Below are 17776 nucleotides of genomic sequence, written 5' to 3'. Positions count from 1 at the left end.
GGGGGTTCTCTTCGAAAGTTACGAGGGGTCAGCTGAGCTTGCCGTGGCACTGCTTGAACTTCTTGCCGCTGCCGCACGGGCACGGATCGTTGCGCCCGACACGCCCGAAGGCCGCGGCTTCGGCGCTGATGGCGCCCGCACCGGCGGCCGCAAGGCGGCGCTGGCTGTCCTCGTCGACACGCACCTCGACCTCGCCGGTCTCGGTGGGCGCGCTGTAGGTGATGTTGGCAACGTTCTCGGCGCGGCTTTCGAGCGCCTCGGCGGCTTCCTCGAGCTGCTCGCCCGACTGCACGCGCACCGTCATCAGCTGGCGCGTGACTTCGTTCTTGACCGAGTCGAGCAGCTGGCCGAAGAGCTCGAAGGCTTCGCGCTTGTATTCCTGCTTGGGCTGCTTCTGCGCATAGCCGCGCAGGTGGATGCCCTGGCGCAGGTAGTCGAGCGAGGCCAGGTGTTCGCGCCAGTGGGTGTCGATGCTCTGCAGCAGCACCATGCGCTCGAACTGGGTGAAGTTTTCCTGGCCGATCAGCGCCAGCTTGGCGTCGAAGGTCTCATTGGCGTGCGCCAGCACCTTCTCGACGATGTCTTCGTCGGCGATGGCGTCCGCGGCTTCCACTTCCTGCTTGAGCGGCATGTTCAGGCCCCACTCGTTGGCGAGGCTCTTCTCCAGGCCGGCGAGGTCCCACTGCTCTTCCACCGATTCGCGCGGCACGTACTGGCGCACGAGGTCGGTGAAGCAGCCTTCGCGCAGCGCCGCGATCTGCGCGGTGAGGTCGCCCGCGTCGAGGATGTCGTTGCGCTGCTGGTAGATCACCTTGCGCTGGTCGTTCGACACGTCGTCGTACTCGAGCAGCTGCTTGCGGATGTCGAAGTTGCGCGCCTCGACCTTGCGCTGCGCGCTCTCGATGCTGCGCGTGACGATGCCCGCTTCGATGGCTTCGCCGTCGGGCATCTTCAGGCGGTCCATGATCGCCTTCACGCGGTCGCCCGCGAAGATGCGCATCAGCGGATCGTCCAGGCTCAGGTAGAAGCGCGACGAGCCCGGGTCGCCCTGGCGGCCCGAACGACCGCGCAGCTGGTTGTCGATGCGGCGCGACTCGTGGCGCTCGGTCGCGATGATGCGCAGGCCGCCCAGCGACTTCACGAACTCGTGGTCCTTGACCCACTCGGCGCGGATGTGCGCGAGGTCGGCTTGCCTGGCGGCCTCGTCGCGGCCTTCGTCGTTCTCGATCGCCTCGATCATCTTCTCGATGTTGCCGCCCAGCACGATGTCGGTGCCGCGCCCGGCCATGTTGGTGGCGATGGTGATCATCTTCGTGCGGCCGGCCTGCGCCACGATGTCGGCTTCGCGGGCGTGCTGCTTGGCGTTGAGCACCTGGTGCGGCAGGTCCGCCTTGATGAGCAGCGCGTCGATGATTTCGGAGTTCTCGATGGACGAAGTGCCCACCAGCACCGGCTGGCCGCGCTCGTAGCACTCGCGAATGTCCTGGATCGCCGCCTCGTACTTCTCGCGCGTCGTCTTGTAGACGCGGTCGAGCTGGTCGTCGCGCTTGCTGATGCGGTTCGGCGGAATGATCATGGTCTCCAGACCATAGATTTCCTGGAACTCGTAGGCCTCGGTGTCGGCCGTGCCGGTCATGCCGGCCAGCTTGCCGTACAGGCGGAAGTAGTTCTGGAAGGTGATCGAGGCCATGGTCTGGTTCTCGGCCTGGATCTCCACGCCTTCCTTGGCTTCCACGGCCTGGTGCAGGCCGTCGCTCCAGCGGCGGCCCGTCATCAGGCGGCCGGTGAACTCGTCGACGATGGTGACTTCGCCCTCCTGCACCACGTAGTGCTGGTCGCGGTGGTACAGGTGGCGGGCACGCAGCGCTGCATTCAGGTGATGCATCAACGTGATGTTGGCCGGGTCGTAGAGCGAGGCGCCGTCGGGCAGCAGCTTGAACTCGCCCAGGATGCGCTCGGCGTTCTCGTGGCCGTCTTCGGTCAGGAACACCTGGTGCGTCTTCTCGTCGACCGTGAAGTCGCCGGGCACCGTGACGCCTTCGCCGGTGCGCGGGTCGGCCTCGCCTTCCTGCTTGGTCAGCAGCGGCACCACCTTGTTGATGGCCAGGTACATGTCGGTGTGGTCTTCGGCCTGGCCGCTGATGATCAGCGGGGTGCGGGCCTCGTCGATCAGGATCGAGTCCACCTCGTCGACGATGGCGTAGTTCAGCACGCGCTGGACCCGGTCGCTCGGCTCGTAGACCATGTTGTCGCGCAGGTAGTCGAAGCCGTACTCGTTGTTGGTGCCGTACGTGATGTCGCTGGCGTAGGCGGCCTGCTTTTCCTCGCGCGGCATCTGCGGCAGGTTGATGCCCACCGACAGCCCCAGGAAGTTGTAGAGCCGGCCCATCCAGGTCGCGTCGCGGTTGGCGAGGTAGTCGTTCACCGTGACCACGTGCACGCCCTGGCCGGACAGCGCGTTCAGGTACACCGGCAGCGTTGCAGTCAGCGTCTTGCCTTCGCCGGTGCGCATTTCGGAGATCTTGCCGTTGTGCAGCGCCATGCCGCCGAGCAGCTGCACGTCGAAGTGCCGCATCTTCATGATGCGCTTGGAGCCCTCGCGCACGACGGCGAAGGCTTCGGGCAGCAGGGCGTCGAGGCTTTCGCCCTTGGCGGCGCGGTCCTTGAACTCTTGCGTCTTGGCGCGCAGCCCGTCGTCCGTGAGCTTCTCGAACTCGGGTTCGAGCGCATTGATGCGTTCCACCGTCTTGCGATACTGCTTGAGGAGCCGATCGTTGCGACTGCCGAAAATCTGGGTCAGGAAGTTGGTTGCCATGGGTGGAGATGGACGGGCACCTGAGACGACAGGCACTTCGACCGGATTCCCTAAGATATGGTGAAAGCAGTTGGGCGCGCTTCCCGTGAAAGCAAGCGGCCCTTTTTCCGGCGCGAACGCCGGCAAACCGGGCATTTTAGCTGTCTTGTTTCTAACCCCTGGATTACCCATGTATCGCCGCACGCCCCCTCCCATTTCGCTGCAGCAGGCAGCGGAAGGCTCGCCCACCCTGGGCAGCCTGATGGCGCGCGCCCGGGACGCCGCGGAGCGGCTCAAGGCCGTGGAAGGCCTGATTCCGCCGGCCATGCGCGCGGCCATCCTGCCCGGTCCGGCCGAGGGCGACGTGTGGTGCCTGCTGGTGAAGGGCAGCGCTGCGGCCGCCAAGCTGCGCCAGCTGTCGCCGATGCTGGTCACTCGCCTGAAGAACCGGGGCTGGGACGTGGCGACCATCCGGATCAAGGTGCACACCGGGCGCTGAACACCGGACGCCGATGCGATGGCGGCGTCTTATTTTTGATTTTTTGTCTGGAAGTAGATAATATTTCCAAATGACATCCTCCACTGCCCCCGCGGACGCCCGGCTCCTGCTGCTCGACAAACACCAGGTCGACGCCCTCCTCTCTCCCGACGACGTGCTCCAGGCCGTGCGCGAGGCCTTCGTGCTGCACAGCGACCGCGAAGGCCGCGTCTTCCCGGTGGTGCGCGAGCCGCTCGCCACGGGCGGCGTGTTCGGCATCAAGTCCGGCGACGTGCAGGCCCAGGGCCTGCTCGGCTTCAAGGCGGCCGGCTTCTGGCCCGCCAACCGCGGGCGCGGCGGCGAGCCGCACCAGGCGACGATCCTGCTGATCGACCCCGCCACCGGCCGGCCGCTGTGCGTCATCGACGGCAACACGGTGACCACGGTGCGCACCGGCGCGGCCGGCGGCCTGGGCCTGCAACAGCTCGCACGGCCCGACAGCATGCGGCTGTGCCTGTTCGGCACCGGCGTGCAGGCGCGCATCCAGCTCGACTTCGCGCTGCGCCTGATGCCCTCGCTGCGCGAGGTTCTCTATATGGGTGTCGACGGCCAGCGCAACACCGCGTTCGAGGCGCATTTCGCCGGCCGATGCGACATCGCCCCCGCGAGCGAGCGCAACACAGCCGTGGCGCGAAGCGACATCGTCATCACCGCCACCCCGGGCGGCGGCGCGCTGTTCGACCTGGACGCCGTACAACCCGGCACGCACCTGAACTGCGTGGGCGCCGACACGAAGGGCAAGCGCGAACTGCCCGAGGGCCTGTTGTCGCGCGTGCGCCTGGTGGTCGACGACCGCGCGCAGGCAATGCAGATCGGCGAAACCCAATGGGCGCCCGACACGCAGAGCACCGAGCTCGGCGACCTGCTGAGCGGCAAGACGCCCTTCGTGCGCGCCCCGGGCGACATCACCGTGTTCGACATGACCGGCCTCGCGCTGCAGGACCTGACGGTCGCGCGCCGGCTCCACGTGCGCGCGACGGAAACCGGCACGGGCACACGCATCGCGTGGCCCTGGTAGCCGTTGTCAGGCGGCGCTGGCGGCAGCGTCGCCGAACAGCTCCGTCATGAACTGCGTCGACTTCAGTCCCGTGCCGGTCAGCAGCACGACCGTGGTTTCGCCCGGACGGATGTCGCCGCGCTGGGCCAGCACCTCGATGGCCGCGGCCGCCGTGGCCGACGTCGGCTCCGCATACAGACCGGTCGATGCGAGCCGGCGCACGGCTGCCGCAATCTGCTCTTCGGTCAGCGCCACCGTCTTGCCGTTCGTCTCCCGCAAGGCCTGAACAACCTCCGGCAGGCGCACGGGCCGCTTGATCGCCGTGCCTTCGGCGATCGTCGGCTTCACGATGCGCTCGACCGGCGTGTCCACGCCGGCGACAAAGCTCGCATCGAGCGGCGAACAATTCAGCGGCTGCGCCACGAAGATCCGCGGCAGCTTCCTGATCTGCCCCGCCGCCAGCAGCTCCTTGAAGCCGATCCAGCACCCGAGCACATTGCTGCCCGCGCCCGCCGGAATCACCACGTTGTCGGGCGCGACAAAACCCAGGTCTTCCCAGAGTTCATAGGCCATGGTCTTCGTGCCCTGCAGGAAGAACGGATGCCAGTTGTGGCTCGCATAGAAGATCGATTCCGACTGGCGCACCGCCTCGTGCTCCGACGCCTCGCGCGGCCCCGGCACCAGCTGCACCTCGGCGCCGAAGGCCCTGATCTGCGCCACCTTCGGCGCCGGTGTGTAGCTGGGCGCCAGCACTTTGACCCGCATGCCGGCCGCCGCACCCGCCGCCGCGATGGCTGCGCCGCCGTTGCCCGAGCTGTCCTCCAGCACCGCGTCGATGCCGAGCTGGCGCAGGAACGACATCATCACCACGGCGCCGCGGTCCTTGAAGCTGCAGGTCGGGTTGAACCACTCGAGCTTGAAGCAAGGCTCCAGCCCGCCCCAGCGCTTCTGCACCAGCGGCGTGCAGCCTTCGCCCATGCTCACGGGCTTGTCGATGGTGACGGGCAGCGCCGCGCGGTAGCGCCACACCGAGCGTTCTCGCGAATCGATGTCGTCGCGCGTGATGCCGGGCAGCGGCGTCACCATCATCGGGTTGCCGTCGTCCGAGCGCCAGCGGCGTTCGGACAGCGCGTGGGTCCTGCCGGTGCGGGGGTCGATGTAGCTCGGCGGTGGGTTGGTTGGCATGTCTGCGTCCTTTGCTACTTGGCCTGATAGGTCTCGGCCGGGTTGTCGTCGGGTTTGTCGATGAGCTGCCGGAGCGCTTCGCTCATCGGCAGGTTCAGCGAGGTGTTGCGCGGCGGAATCGGGTCGACGAACCACCGCGTGTAGAGCTTGGCGAGCTCGCCGTTCTTCATCAGCGCGGCAAGCTGCGTATCGACCGCTTTCTTGAAGTCGGGGTCGTCCTTGCGCAGCATGATCGCCACGGGTTCGACGGCCAGCACTTCGCCGGCCAGCCTGAACTGCGCAGGCTCCTTGGACGATGCGATATTGCCGGCCAGGATGTTGTTGTCGTCGACAAACGCATCCGCACGGCCGGTGGCGAGCAGCAGAAAGCTCTCTCCAGTGTCCTTGCCGTAGACCTCCTGGAAGTTGATGCCCGCGGCCTTTTTGTGAAGCCGCAGGTTCTTGACCGCGCTGGAACCCGAGGTGACCACCACGGTCTTGCCCTCGAGCTGCGCGATCGACGAAATGCCCGACTTCACGTTCACCGCCATGCGCACCTCGGTCACGAAGGTGGTGAGGGCGAAGGACACTTCCTTCTGCCGCGCCTCGTTGTTCGTGGTGGTGCCGCACTCCAGGTCGACCGTGCCGTTGCGCACCAGCGGCATGCGGTTGGCCGAGGTCACGAGCTGGTAGTCGACCACAAGGGGCGGCAGCTTCAGGTCGCGCTTCATGCCGGCGACGATGCGTTCGCACAGCTCGACGTGGTAGCCGGTGTACCGGCCCGCACCCAGCGCGTACGACAGCGGCGCCCCCGATTCGCGCACGCCCAGGACGATGCGTTTCGTCTCGGCCATCTTCTTCAGTGTGTCCGCGGTGGCGAAACCGCTCGCCGTCCCCAGCGCCAATGCGCAAAGTGCCCAACTGACTTTCATGAGATCTCCAGAAGTGATCGGTGCTTGCGTCGATCCGCATCGGCGCGATCTGGAAAATATATCCAATAATGTACTTTTTGTACAGTTTGGATTCTTCGTCCAGACCTGGATACATTCCGGGCATGAAAAAGAAGTCGAACCAACATCTGCTGGAGATGCTGCGCAACATGGCCGAAGGGCTGGGCGAGACCTTTGCGCCGTTCTGCGAAGTCGTGGTGCACGACCTGAGCAATCCGAAGAACGCGATCTACGCGATCGAGAACAACCTGAGCGGGCGGCAGGTGGGCCAGTCGGTCACCGAACTGGGCCTCGCGCGCATCCGCGATCCGCAATACCCGGCGGTGATCGCCAACTACGCGAACACCTTTTCCGACGGGCGCAAGGTCAAGAGCACCTCCATCGGCGTCAAGGACGAGAGCGGCGAGTACGTGGCCGCGCTGTGCCTGAACGTCGACCTCACGCTGTTCCAAAGCTTCCAGGGCGCAATAGCGCAGTTCACGCGCATCGACGACAAGAAGGTGCACGAGCACCTCGACGCGGGTGGCGGCCATTCGGAGCGCATCCACGCGCGCATCGACGAGTTCGCGGCCACGCGCGCCACCACCTCGCGTTCGCTGAAGCCGGCCGACCGCAAGCAGTTGGTGCAGGAACTGAAAAAGGTGGGCCTGCTCGAAGTGCGCCGGGGCGCCGAGATTGCCGCGGCGCACATGGGCGTGTCGCGCGCCACCGTGTACAGCGACGCGAAGTAGCCGGTCAGGCGGGGCGGTCGGGCCAGCTCGGGTCGCTGGCCGCGCTCGCGGTCAGCATCAGCACCACATGCGCATCGGGCGCGATGTCGTTGCTCTCGCGCAGTTGCCGCAGCGCGGCCAGGCCGCCGGCCGCGCACAGCTCGGCGCTGATGCCGGCGGCCGTGAGCAGCCGGCGCGCTTCGCGGGCCTGGTCGTCGTGCACCACCACGGCACCGCCGCCCGTCGCGGTGGCCGCCTGCCACTGCAGGTACGTGACGGTGGCGCCCGCGGTGGAAAACTGCGCGGTGTGCCCCGGGTAGCTGCCGTTGACGGCACCGCCCGCGAGCACGCGCGACAGTCGCGGGAACGGCTCCACCAGCCAGAGTCGGGGCAGGTGCGCAATCTGTCCAGCGGCCAGCAGGTCGCGAAAGCCCGCGTAGATACCCCAGGCCAGGTCGCCGCGCGCGGTGGGAATCACGATGTGGTCCGGCAGGCCGCCGTCCGTCACGCATTCGAGCGCGATGGGCTTGTAGCCTTCGATGGCGAGCGGCGCGCTGCCCAGCGCCGGCAGGCGGTAGTTGGTCAGCGCGAAGTAGCCGGGGTGCTGCGCTCGCTCGCGCACGAAGGCCCAGCGGCCTGCGTTGTCGGCGAACTCATAGCGCCGCGCGCCCAGCGCGTCGAGTTGCCGCACGTATGTGGCCGGCATGCCCTCGTAGGTGGCCACTTCGCAGCCCAGGCCCGCGGCCCAGGCGTAGTGCGCCGCCGAGACCGCCGCGTTGCCCGAGGAGGCCAGTACCAGTGTGTGGGCGTCGAAGTCCAGCGCCTGCGCCACGCCCACGGCGGTCATCCGGTCCTTGTGCGAGCCGGTCGGGTTGCACGATTCGTCCTTCAAGGCCAGCCGCGCCACGCCGAACTGCCGCGCCAGTTCTGGCATGTCCTGCAGCGGCGTGCGGCCTTCGCCCAGCGTGAAGCCTGCGCTGTACGGCAGCGGCATCGCCTCGGCGCCGTCGGCCAGGTAGCTGGCGCGCAGGGCCACGTGGAAGCCGGCGCGCCGGCAGGCCGGACAGCCGTCGTGCGTCAGCGTGACCGGGTAGAGCGCATCGCAGCGCAGGCACTGCAGCCCGCGCAGGTGCGGGTTGCGCAGCGGCTTGGGCGTTCGGTCCCTCACCAGCCCCGAGGGATTTCCCGAAGCGTGCGCGTGGGCATCCGAGGGAGGAACGGCGAACTTGAAGTCCAGAACGGGCGATGTCGTCACGGGGTCAGTGCAATGGAGGTGGAGCCAAATTTTATGCACCAGTGAATAAATCAGGCAGTCCTGACGGGTCGCCCGATCACAAACTTGCCATTGCACCTTGCAAAAGTGTGGCTCCGGCAGCACGCAAGTTCACGGTGGGCACACCCGGGATCACTTCCACGTGAACTCGTGGTTCAGCCCGATCACGAAGCCGCGGACACCCTGGGGCCCGGTGCGCGACGTACTCACATCGACGCTGATCAACGGCGTGAGGCTGAAGCGCCCGCCGACGCGCGAGGTCCACACGTTCGACGCCCGGTTGCGCTCGGCGATGAACGAGACGGTGTCGTTCAGCGCCCACTCCACGGCCGCGCCCACGCGCGAGGTCCGCACGCCGGTGCCCGTGGCCCAGTCGGCGCCGGCATTGGCATGCACCTGCAGGCTGTCGAACGGCCGCCAGGTCACCGGCACGACGAACTGGCCGCCCGCGCGGCCGCCGCGCTTCAGGTCGAACACCGCGCCCATCGACACGGCGGCGCTCAGCGGCGCGTCGGGCGCCTGTCCGTAGAAATTCCACTTGAGCTGCGGCCCGCCGGTGACCGAATGAATGCCGTCCACCGAGGTACGGTCGAAATTCAGGCCCAGTTCGACCGGGCCGACCCGGCATGCGGGCCCGAAGTGAAACCCCGTGACGGGCTCCACGCCCGTGCGGCCCCACCAGGTTTCGTACTGGCACTGGCCCGCATCGAGCGTGCTGGCGTCGTCCACGTCGAAATGCCCGGAGGCGTGGGCGGCCGTTCCCGCAACGAGGCCCAGGCCCAGCAACACACGGGAAGCCGCGAGCCTGCGCCCGCATGTCGGTCGGCTGATCGTTCTTTGGCTGGTGTTGTTCTTCATCGCGCGCATCCCCGGGGGCCCTCGAACCATTCTAGGGACGCGGAAAGTCGGCGCCATGACGCGCCGCGCCGCGCGGGCCCGCCGGCATCAGATCTCGAACTGCGGCTGCAACTCGCGGATGCGCTTGATGGCCACGCCGGCCGCGGCCGTGCGTGTCTCCACGCCCAGCTTCACGTACACCCGCTCCAGGTGCTTCTTGGCCGTGGCCGGGCTGCTGCCCAGGATCTCGCCGATGTCCTTGTTGGTCTTGCCCTTGACCACCCAGTACAGCACCTCGGCCTCGCGCGCAGTGAGCTTCAGGCTCAGGCTCATCGCCTCGATCACGCCGGTGTCGGAAACCTCGCGCATGATGATCATCCACTCGTCGCCGTCGTCGTCGCTGCTGGTCTGCTGGTGCAGCCGCAGCGTGAGGCTGCCCGCGCCCTGCGCGATCGACAGCGCCGGCGGCTCGATGCCGCGCTGGCGCGCATCGGGCGTGTGGTGGCGCAGCCATTCGAGCACCGCGGGCGGCGTTTCGGGGGCGCGCGTCTCGCAGTAGCGCTGCAGCAGGTCGCGCGCCAGCGCCGTCTGCCAGATCAGCCGCCCCTCGGGCAGGCGCACCGTGATGCTCGCGTAGCCGAAGGCGTCCAGCGCGTTGCGCGCCTGGCCGGCCTGCCGCGCGTCCTGCCGCGCGCGGCGCGCGCCCTGCAGGTGCACGTTCATGCGCGCCAGCACTTCCTTGGGCTTGATGGGCTTGGTGACGTAGTCGACACCGCCCGCTTCCAGTGCCGCGACCAGGTGCTCGGTCTCGGTCAGGCCCGTCATGAACACGATGGGAATGTGGGCCGTGGCCGCATCGGCCTTCAGCCGGCGCGCCACCTCGAAACCGTCGATGCCCGGCATCATGGCGTCGAGCAGCACGATGTCGGGGCGCGCCTGCGCGGCGCGCTGCAGCGCCTGCTCGCCGTTGGTGGCAATGAGCACGGTGTAGCCCGATTCGTCGAGCGCGTCGTGCAGCACGGCCAGGTTGTCGGGCACGTCGTCGACGATCAGCACCAGGTCGCTGTTGGCGCCTTGCTGCTCGCGCAGTGTCCGGGCGAGCGGCGAGGTGTCCATGGGAGGTGGCGTCTGGGTCATGCGGCGCTTTCAACGGCTGCGGCGAGCGCGCGGCTCATGGCTTCGAACTGGAACTGGCGCGCCAGCACGCGCTGGGTTTCGGACCAGCCCGTGCATTCGGGCTGCGCCGCGTCGATGGCGTCGAGCTGGTTCATGATGCCGCGGAAATAGCCCAGGCTCACCGCTTCCTCCAGTGCGCGCAGGCGCTCCAGCGAAGGCGCCTGCAGCGCGCGCGGTGCCACCGGCGCAGGCTTGGCGGCGGCATCGGTCCACTGCAGCCCGAGCCGGCGTTCGAGCCAGTCGAGCAGCTCGCTGTGGCGCACGGGCTTGACGAAGAAATCTTCCGGCGCAATGGCCACGTCGTTGTCCAGCCCCTTGTCGAAGGCGTTGGCCGAGACGATGGCCACCGACGCATCGGTCAGCCCCAGCTTGCGCGCGCGGCGGATGGTTTCCCAGCCGTCGATGCCCGGCATCGCGAGGTCGACGAACATCGCGTCGGGCCGGTAGCCCGCGGCGATCAGGTCCAGCGCGTCGTGGCCGCTGGCCGCGCTGCGCAGCTCGAACCCCAGCGGCGCGAGCACGTGGCCCAGCAGGTCGCGGTCCGCCTCCTCGTTGTCGACCACCAGCAGGCGGCGGCGCGGGCCTTCGTAGCCGCGCCGCGGGCGCTGCACCCGCACCGGACGGTTCACGCCCACCGCCGTGTCGTGCACGCGCGGCAGGAACAGCCGCACGCAGAAGAGCGAGCCCACGCCCGGCGTGCTGCTGACCTTCATTTCGCCGCCCATCAGGTCGGTCAGCATCTTGGCGATGGTCAGCCCGAGCCCCGCGCCCGGCGCCGACGACGCGCCGGCGGAATTGCCGCGCGCGAAGGGCTCGAAGATGCGCTCGATCTCCTCGGCCGGCATGCCCGGCCCGGTGTCCTCGATCTCGACCGACGCGAACTCGCGCGCATAGGCCAGCCGCAGCGTGACCTGCCCCTGCGCCGTGAACTTGATCGCATTGCCCAGCAGGTTGATGAGAATCTGGCACACGCGCTTCTCGTCGGCGCGCACCACCTCGGGCAAGGGGCCCGCGGCCTCGAAGCGGAACTGCAGCCCCTTCTCCGCCGCCTGCAGCTCGAACATGTCGGCCAGCTCGCGCAGCGTGTCGGCAAAGCGCATCGGCTGCGCATGCAGCGTGAGCTTGCCGGCCTCGATGTGCGCGATGGCCAGCGTGCCCTCGATGAGCGACAGCAGGTGCTCGCCGCCGCGCTTGATGACGGCCACCGCCTGCTGGCGGTGCGGGGGCACCGAGTGGTCTTCGCCCATCAGCTGCGCATAGCCCAGGATGCTGTTGAGCGGCGTGCGCAGCTCGTGGCTGATGGCGCTGATGTAGCGGCTCTTGGCCTGGTTGGCCTGGTCGGCGGCCTGCTTGGCCTGCTCGGCCGCGAGCTTGGCGTGCTCCGCGATCTCGCGCGCCTCGTCGGCCGCCTGCTTGGCGGCCTGCAGCGCGCGGTCGGTCTCGCGGTGCAGCTCTATTTCGCGCACCAGCAGGTGCGTCTGGCGGTTCGACTCTTCCTGCGCCACCTTGCGGCTCTGGTGCGCCAGCACCAGCCACCACGCCACGATGCCCGCAATGACCAGCAGCGCCATGTAGGCCTTCAGGAAACCCGAGCGCAGCGACAGCTTCTGCACGCCGGCCAGCGCCGCGGCCACGTCGGCCTGCGAGGCCAGCTCCAGCGCGCCTTCGCCGAACGCGCGCAACTCCTGCTGATAGAGCACGCCGAACACCACGGCCAGCAGCGGCACGATGACGAACATCAGCAGCAGGAAGTGCCCCAGGCCCGTGTCCAGGTAACGCCAGCTGCGGCGCGGCAGCAGCCAGCGCAGCACGCCCGACCACTGCGACGACAGGCTCGCATGCGGCTTGCACAGGTCGCCGCAGCGCGCATCGAGCGTGCAGCACAGCGAGCAGATCGCGCCCTGGTAGGCCGGGCAATGGGCCATGTCGGGGCCTTCGTACTCGCGCTCGCAGATCACGCAGTGCTGCACCTTCAGCCGCTGGTAGCTGGCGGTTTCCACGCGCGCCCAGCGCACCGCGCGCGGGCCCTCGGCAGGTGCGAAGGGGACTGCGCCATGGGCTTCGTCGGAGCCGCGCGCCAGGTAGTACTTGCCGCCCGTGGCCCAGGCCAGCAGCGGCGAGGCGACCAGCGCCGTGCCCAGCGCAATGAGCGCCGAGAACGCCTGCGCCAGCGGGCCGAACACGCCCAGGTGCGCCGTGATCGACAGCACCGAGGCCAGCGCCATCGCGCCCACGCCCACCGGGTTGATGTCCCACAGGTGCGCGCGCTTGAACTCGATGCCCGGCGGCGACAGCCCCAGCGGCTTGTTGATGACCAGGTCGGCCACCACCGCCATCATCCAGGCGATGGCGATGTTGGCGAACAGGCCCAGCACGTCGCCCAGCGCCTCGAACACGTTCATCTCCATCAGCATGAAGGCGATGAGAGCGTTGAACACCACCCACACCACCCGCCCCGGGTGGCTGTGCGCCACGCGCGAGAAGAAGTTGCTCCAGGCCAGCGAGCCGGCATAGGCGTTGGTCACGTTGATCTTGAGCTGCGAGATCACCACGAACAGCGCCGTGGCCGCCACCGCCCAGCCGTAGTTCGGAAACACGTACTCGTAGGCGGCCAGGTACATCTGGTTGGGGTCGACCGCGCGCTCCACCGGCACCATGTGCGTGATCGCCAGGTAGGCCAGCAGCGCGCCGCCCAGCATCTTCAGTACACCCAGCACCACCCAGCCCGGCCCGCCGGCCAGCACCCCGGCCCACCAGCGGCGCGCCGTCGCCTTGCTGCGAACCGGCATGAAGCGCAGGTAGTCGGCCTGCTCGCCCATCTGGGTGATCAGCGCAATGCCGACCGTGAGGGCTGCGCCAAACAGGTGCAAATTGAAGCCCTGCGTTCCAGCTCTGACACCGTTGTAGTGCGTTATGCCTGCAAACGCACCAGGATCGCGCACCAGCACGAACACGAAGGGCACCACGAGCATCAGCAGCCACAGCGGCTGCGTCCACAGTTGCAGCCGGCTGATGGCCGACACCCCGTGCGTGACCAGCGGAATCACCACCAGCGCACACACCAGGTAGCCCCACACCGGCGGAATGCCCAGCGCCAGCTCCAGCGCATAGGCCATCACCGCCGCCTCGAGCGCGAAGAAGATGAAGGTGAAGCTCGCGTAGATCAGCGAGGTGAGCGTGGAGCCGATGTAGCCGAAGCCGGCACCACGCGTGAGCAGGTCCATGTCCACGCCGTAGCGCGCCGCGTACACGCTGATCGGCAGCCCCGCCAGGAAGATGATGAGCCCGGTCGCCAGGATCGCCCAGAACGCGTTGGCAAAGCCGTACTGCACCAGCAGCGTGGCGCCCACCGCCTCCAGGATCAGGAACGACGCCGCGCCGAACGCCGTGTTGGCCACCCGCCATTCGGACCACTTTCGAAAGCGCTGCGGCGTGTAGCGCAGGGCGTAGTCTTCCAGCGTTTCGCTGGCCACCCAGCTGTTGTAGTCGCGCCGGACCTTGACGATGCGCTGGGGAGCGTCGTCTGGCGGCAGGGGCGGGGCGTCGGGATTCACACCGTTTCGGTGCATCTTTCATGCCACCTGTACGGCTTTTGGCGAACAGGGCACGACTGTTGCAAAGAAGCTTGCTTGCCCATAATGGCCGCCTCCCCCAGCCACCCGATGCCGATCCCATGGAACTGACCCCGCGCGAAAAAGACAAGCTGCTGATCTTCACCGCGGCGCTGCTGGCCGAACGCCGCAAGGCCCGCGGCCTCAAGCTCAACTACCCCGAGGCCATCGCGCTGATTTCCGCCGCCGTGATGGAAGGCGCCCGCGACGGCAAGAGCGTGGCGGAACTCATGAGCGACGGGCGCGCCGTGCTCACGCGCGCCGACGTGATGGACGGCATTGCCGAGATGATCCCGGACATCCAGGTCGAGGCCACCTTCCCGGACGGCACCAAGCTCGTGACCGTGCACCAGCCGATCGTCTGACCTCCGCCACAAGAAGAAAGACCTTTTCATGCGCCTCGCCAAGACCCTCAAGACCCTCCCCCTGCTCGCCACACTGCTGCTGCCGTTCGCAGCCAGCGCCCACGTCGGTGTCGACGGCGGCATGCACCATGGCTTCGCCACCGGCTTCCTGCACCCGCTGACCGGCGCCGACCACCTGGCCGCCATGGTCGCGGTCGGTTTCTGGAGCGCCCTGGCCGCGCGCCGCGCCTGGCCCGACCTGCTCTGGGCGCCGCTGGCCTTCGCCGGCATGCTGCTAGCGGGGGCGCTGATGGGCCTGGCCGGCGTGCAGCTGCCGGCGGTCGAGCCGATGATCGCGGCGTCTCTGCTGGTGCTGGGCTTGCTGGTGGTCACGCGCGTGCACCTGCCGGCCGGCGTGGCGATGGCGGTCGTCGGCGTGTTCGCCGTGTTCCACGGCGTGGCGCACGGCCACGAACTGGCGAGCGGGCAGGGCGCGGCCCTCACGCTGGCCGGCATGGTCGGCGCGACGGTGCTGCTGCACCTTGCGGGCATCGCGCTCGGCTGGTCGCTGCGCCATGCCCACGGCTTGACGGCCTGGCTGCCGCGCGTGGCCGGTGCCGCGGTGGTCGGCCTGGGTGCCACGCTGCTGGCCCAATCCCTCTGAGGCCGGCCATGATTCCCGGCGAACTCCTCACCGACAACGGCGAGCACACGCTCAACCCCGGCCGCCGCACCCTCACGCTGGTGGTGCGCAACACCGCCGACCGGCCGATCCAGGTCGGCTCGCACTACCACTTCGCCGAGACCAACGGCGCGCTCGGCTTCGACCGCGAGGCCGCGCGCGGCATGCGGCTGAACATCGCCTCGGGCGCCGCGGTGCGCTTCGAGCCGGGACAGCAGCGCACGGTCGAGCTGGTCGACTATTCGGGCGATCGCATCGTCTACGGCTTTCGCGGCCTGGTTCAAGGAAAGCTCTGATGGCGACCATTTCAAGGCGTGCCTACGCCGAAATCTTCGGCCCCACGGTGGGCGACCGCGTTCGCCTGGCGGACACCGACCTGCTGATCGAGGTCGAGGCCGACTACACCCTGCGCGCTGGCGGCTATGGCGAAGAGGTGAAGTTCGGCGGCGGCAAGACCATCCGCGACGGCATGGCGCAGTCGCAGCGCACCAGGGCGCAAGGCGCGGTCGACACCGTGCTTACCAACGCCCTCATCGTCGACCACTGGGGCATCGTCAAGGCCGACATCGGACTGAAGGACGGCCGCATCGCCGCCATCGGCAAGGCCGGCAACCCCGACGTGCAGCCGGGCGTGGACATCGTCATCGGCCCGGGCACCGAGATCATCAGCTGCGAAGGCAATATCGTCACCGCCGGCGGCATCGACAGCCACATCCACTTCATCTGCCCGCAGCAGATCGAGGAGGCGCTTTCCTCCGGCGTCACTACCATGCTCGGCGGCGGCACCGGCCCGGCCACCGGCACCTTCGCGACCACCGCCACGCCCGGCCCCTGGCACATCGAGCGCATGCTGCAGGCGGCCGACGCGTTCCCGATGAACCTGGGCTTTCTGGGCAAGGGCAACGCCAGCCTGCCCGACGCGCTGCACGAGCAGATCGACGCCGGCGTCATCGGCCTGAAGCTGCACGAAGACTGGGGCACCACGCCCGCGGCCATCAGCAACTGCCTGGACGTGGCCGACGCCACCGACACGCAGGTGGCCATTCACAGCGACACGCTCAACGAATCGGGCTTCGTGGAGAACACCATCGCGGCGGTGGGCGGGCGCGCCATCTGCGCCTTCCACACCGAGGGCGCGGGCGGCGGCCATGCGCCCGACATCCTGCGCGTGGTGGGCGAGGCCAACTTCCTGCCGTCGTCGACCAACCCCACGATGCCCTACACCGTGAACACGCTCGACGAGCACGTCGACATGCTCATGGTGTGCCACCACCTGGACGCCGGCATCGCCGAGGACCTGGCCTTTGCCGAGTCGCGCATCCGCAAGGAAACCATTGCCGCCGAAGACGTGCTGCACGACCTGGGTGCCATCAGCATGTTCAGCTCCGACAGCCAGGCCATGGGCCGTGTCGGCGAGGTCATCATCCGCACCTGGCAGACCGCGCACAAGATGAAGCTGCAGCGCGGCACGTTGCCCGAAGACAACGAGCGCAACGACAACTTCCGCGCCCGGCGCTACATCGCCAAGTACACGATCAACCCGGCCATCGCGCACGGCATCGCGCACGAGGTGGGTTCGCTCGAAGTCGGCAAGTGGGCCGACATCGTGATCTGGAAGCCGGCCTTCTTCGGCGTGAAGCCCTTCACCATCCTGAAGGGCGGCACCATCGCCATGGCCGCAATGGGCGACCCCAGCGCATCGATCCCGACGCCGCAACCGGTGCACTTTCGCCCGATGTTCGGCGCGTACGGCGGCTCGCTCGCAAAGAGCTCGCTGACCTTCGTGTCGCAGGCCGGCCTGGCATCGGGCATCAAGGAGCGCTACGGCCTGGCCAAGCACCTGAGCGCTGTGAAGAACATCCGCGGCGTGCGCAAGCAGCACATGGTGCACAACGGCTACACGCCGAAGATGGAAATCGACGCCCAGACCTACGCCGTGCGCGCCGACGGGCACCTGCTGACCTGCGAGCCGGCGAAGCTGCTGCCGATGGCGCAGCGGTACTTTTTGTTCTAGATGCCGCGGGCCTCAGGGCGAACGAGTTGCCATGTGGCTGCGGATCCAGCTGGCGAAGCTGCTCTCGTCCATGGCGCTGGCCGCCACATCGAGCATCACCAGCGTGGCCTCGGCCTGCGTCGCCACCAGTCGCTGGCCGTTCAGGGCGAGGAACAGACCGACCGACAGAAATGCCGCGCGCTTGTTGCCGTCGATGAACGGGTGGTTCTTGGCCAGTCCCACCCCGTAAGCGGCCGCGAGGTCAGCCACGTCGGGCGACCCGTAGCTCACGAGGTTAAGCGGACGGGCCAGCGCGGACTGCAGCATCGTTTCGTCGCGCAGGCCCGAGGCTCCACCATGCTCGGCGAGGCTTTCGTCATGCAAGAGGATCAGGGTGCGCCTGTCGATCCAGCGCCAGCTGCTCATTTGGCGAGCTGGTGGAAGGTGTCGCGGAATTCGCGCATGAATTCGCGGCCCAGCTTCAGCTGTTCTTCGACGTCGGGGTCGTACGGCGTCAGGGTGACGCCATTGGCGGCTTCGGTCAGGAACAGCGTGTCGCCCTTTTCCACCTTGAGCCGCGCCAGCACTTCCTTGGGAAGAATCACCCCGACGGAATTGCCGATCTGGGTCAATTTGAGTGCTGACATGAGGGGCTCCAACGTTATAACAAACGTTATATTATCGACATTTTCCCGCTGAAAGCAAGT

General features: G+C 67.9%; 16 protein-coding genes. 7 read left to right on the top strand and 9 right to left on the bottom strand.

Annotated features, from left to right (window positions below):
• Nucleotides 1-28: 28 nt before the first annotated feature.
• On the bottom strand, nucleotides 29-2815 hold the full coding sequence (gene secA, locus ACSFA5_RS29180; RefSeq protein WP_435447531.1) for a preprotein translocase subunit SecA: 2787 nt from the start codon (nucleotides 2813-2815) through the stop codon (nucleotides 29-31).
• Nucleotides 2816-2984: 169 nt separating this feature from the next.
• Between secA and ACSFA5_RS29175 the strand changes: the two genes are divergently transcribed.
• Both ACSFA5_RS29175 and ACSFA5_RS29170 read left to right on the top strand, forming a co-directional pair.
• Nucleotides 2985-3293, top strand: a complete 309-nt coding sequence (locus ACSFA5_RS29175) for a hypothetical protein (protein ID WP_435447530.1) — start codon at nucleotides 2985-2987, stop codon at nucleotides 3291-3293.
• A 70-nt stretch (nucleotides 3294-3363) separates the two neighbouring features.
• Entirely contained in the window at nucleotides 3364-4350 is a 987-nt protein-coding gene (locus tag ACSFA5_RS29170; protein ID WP_435447529.1) for an ornithine cyclodeaminase family protein, read from the top strand.
• Nucleotides 4351-4356: 6 nt separating this feature from the next.
• On the opposite strand, the gene ACSFA5_RS29165 is transcribed toward ACSFA5_RS29170, so the two are convergent.
• Both ACSFA5_RS29165 and ACSFA5_RS29160 read right to left on the bottom strand, forming a co-directional pair.
• Nucleotides 4357-5514, bottom strand: a complete 1158-nt coding sequence (locus ACSFA5_RS29165) for a threonine synthase (protein WP_435447528.1) — start codon at nucleotides 5512-5514, stop codon at nucleotides 4357-4359.
• A gap of 14 nt (nucleotides 5515-5528) precedes the next feature.
• Nucleotides 5529-6425 carry an amino acid ABC transporter substrate-binding protein gene (locus ACSFA5_RS29160; RefSeq protein ID WP_435447527.1) on the bottom strand — a complete coding sequence of 299 codons (897 nt, stop codon included), beginning with the start codon at nucleotides 6423-6425 and terminating at the stop codon, nucleotides 5529-5531.
• A 122-nt stretch (nucleotides 6426-6547) separates the two neighbouring features.
• Between ACSFA5_RS29160 and ACSFA5_RS29155 the strand changes: the two genes are divergently transcribed.
• Nucleotides 6548-7174, top strand: coding sequence for a helix-turn-helix transcriptional regulator (locus tag ACSFA5_RS29155; protein ID WP_435447525.1), 627 nt, complete (start codon nucleotides 6548-6550; stop codon nucleotides 7172-7174).
• A gap of 4 nt (nucleotides 7175-7178) precedes the next feature.
• On the opposite strand, the gene ACSFA5_RS29150 is transcribed toward ACSFA5_RS29155, so the two are convergent.
• The 4 genes from ACSFA5_RS29150 to ACSFA5_RS29135 all read right to left on the bottom strand — a co-directional run bounded on the left by ACSFA5_RS29150 (nucleotide 7179) and on the right by ACSFA5_RS29135 (nucleotide 14008).
• Nucleotides 7179-8408: a pyridoxal-phosphate dependent enzyme gene (locus tag ACSFA5_RS29150; RefSeq protein WP_435447524.1), complete on the bottom strand. Its 1230-nt coding sequence runs from the start codon at nucleotides 8406-8408 to the stop codon at nucleotides 7179-7181.
• Nucleotides 8409-8558: 150 nt separating this feature from the next.
• Nucleotides 8559-9284 (bottom strand): hypothetical protein, encoded by a 726-nt coding sequence (locus ACSFA5_RS29145; RefSeq protein ID WP_435447523.1) that lies wholly within the window; start codon nucleotides 9282-9284, stop codon nucleotides 8559-8561.
• Nucleotides 9285-9371: 87 nt separating this feature from the next.
• Entirely contained in the window at nucleotides 9372-10379 is a 1008-nt protein-coding gene (locus ACSFA5_RS29140) for a response regulator transcription factor (protein ID WP_435447522.1), read from the bottom strand.
• A 17-nt stretch (nucleotides 10380-10396) separates the two neighbouring features.
• Nucleotides 10397-14008: a hybrid sensor histidine kinase/response regulator gene (locus ACSFA5_RS29135; protein WP_435447521.1), complete on the bottom strand. Its 3612-nt coding sequence runs from the start codon at nucleotides 14006-14008 to the stop codon at nucleotides 10397-10399.
• A gap of 104 nt (nucleotides 14009-14112) precedes the next feature.
• On the opposite strand from ACSFA5_RS29135, the gene ACSFA5_RS29130 reads away from it, so the two are divergent.
• The 4 genes from ACSFA5_RS29130 to ureC are packed head-to-tail and all read left to right on the top strand — an operon-like array spanning nucleotide 14113 to nucleotide 17090.
• Complete coding sequence (locus ACSFA5_RS29130) at nucleotides 14113-14415, top strand: urease subunit gamma (RefSeq protein ID WP_116909187.1); 303 nt, start codon at nucleotides 14113-14115, stop codon at nucleotides 14413-14415.
• 28 nt (nucleotides 14416-14443) lie between these two features.
• Nucleotides 14444-15058 carry a HupE/UreJ family protein gene (locus ACSFA5_RS29125; protein ID WP_435447520.1) on the top strand — a complete coding sequence of 205 codons (615 nt, stop codon included), beginning with the start codon at nucleotides 14444-14446 and terminating at the stop codon, nucleotides 15056-15058.
• An 8-nt stretch (nucleotides 15059-15066) separates the two neighbouring features.
• Nucleotides 15067-15372, top strand: a complete 306-nt coding sequence (locus tag ACSFA5_RS29120) for an urease subunit beta (protein ID WP_435447519.1) — start codon at nucleotides 15067-15069, stop codon at nucleotides 15370-15372.
• Nucleotides 15372-17090, top strand: coding sequence for an urease subunit alpha (gene ureC / locus ACSFA5_RS29115; RefSeq protein WP_435447518.1), 1719 nt, complete (start codon nucleotides 15372-15374; stop codon nucleotides 17088-17090). The genes ACSFA5_RS29120 and ureC overlap by 1 nt, the downstream gene beginning before the upstream one ends.
• A gap of 12 nt (nucleotides 17091-17102) precedes the next feature.
• Here ureC and ACSFA5_RS29110 read toward each other — a convergent pair whose 3' ends face one another.
• A complete protein-coding gene (locus tag ACSFA5_RS29110) occupies nucleotides 17103-17495 on the bottom strand; it encodes a type II toxin-antitoxin system death-on-curing family toxin (RefSeq protein ID WP_435447517.1) in 393 nt (130 codons plus the stop codon).
• Entirely contained in the window at nucleotides 17492-17716 is a 225-nt protein-coding gene (locus tag ACSFA5_RS29105) for an AbrB/MazE/SpoVT family DNA-binding domain-containing protein (protein ID WP_093023691.1), read from the bottom strand. The genes ACSFA5_RS29110 and ACSFA5_RS29105 overlap by 4 nt, the downstream gene beginning before the upstream one ends.
• Nucleotides 17717-17776 lie beyond the last annotated feature (60 nt).

This window comes from Variovorax monticola, from assembly GCF_051216855.1.
Lineage (GTDB): Bacteria > Pseudomonadota > Gammaproteobacteria > Burkholderiales > Burkholderiaceae_C > Variovorax.
The sequence above is the reverse complement of the archived record's forward strand: the minus strand, read 5'-3'. Positions and strand labels throughout refer to the sequence as shown.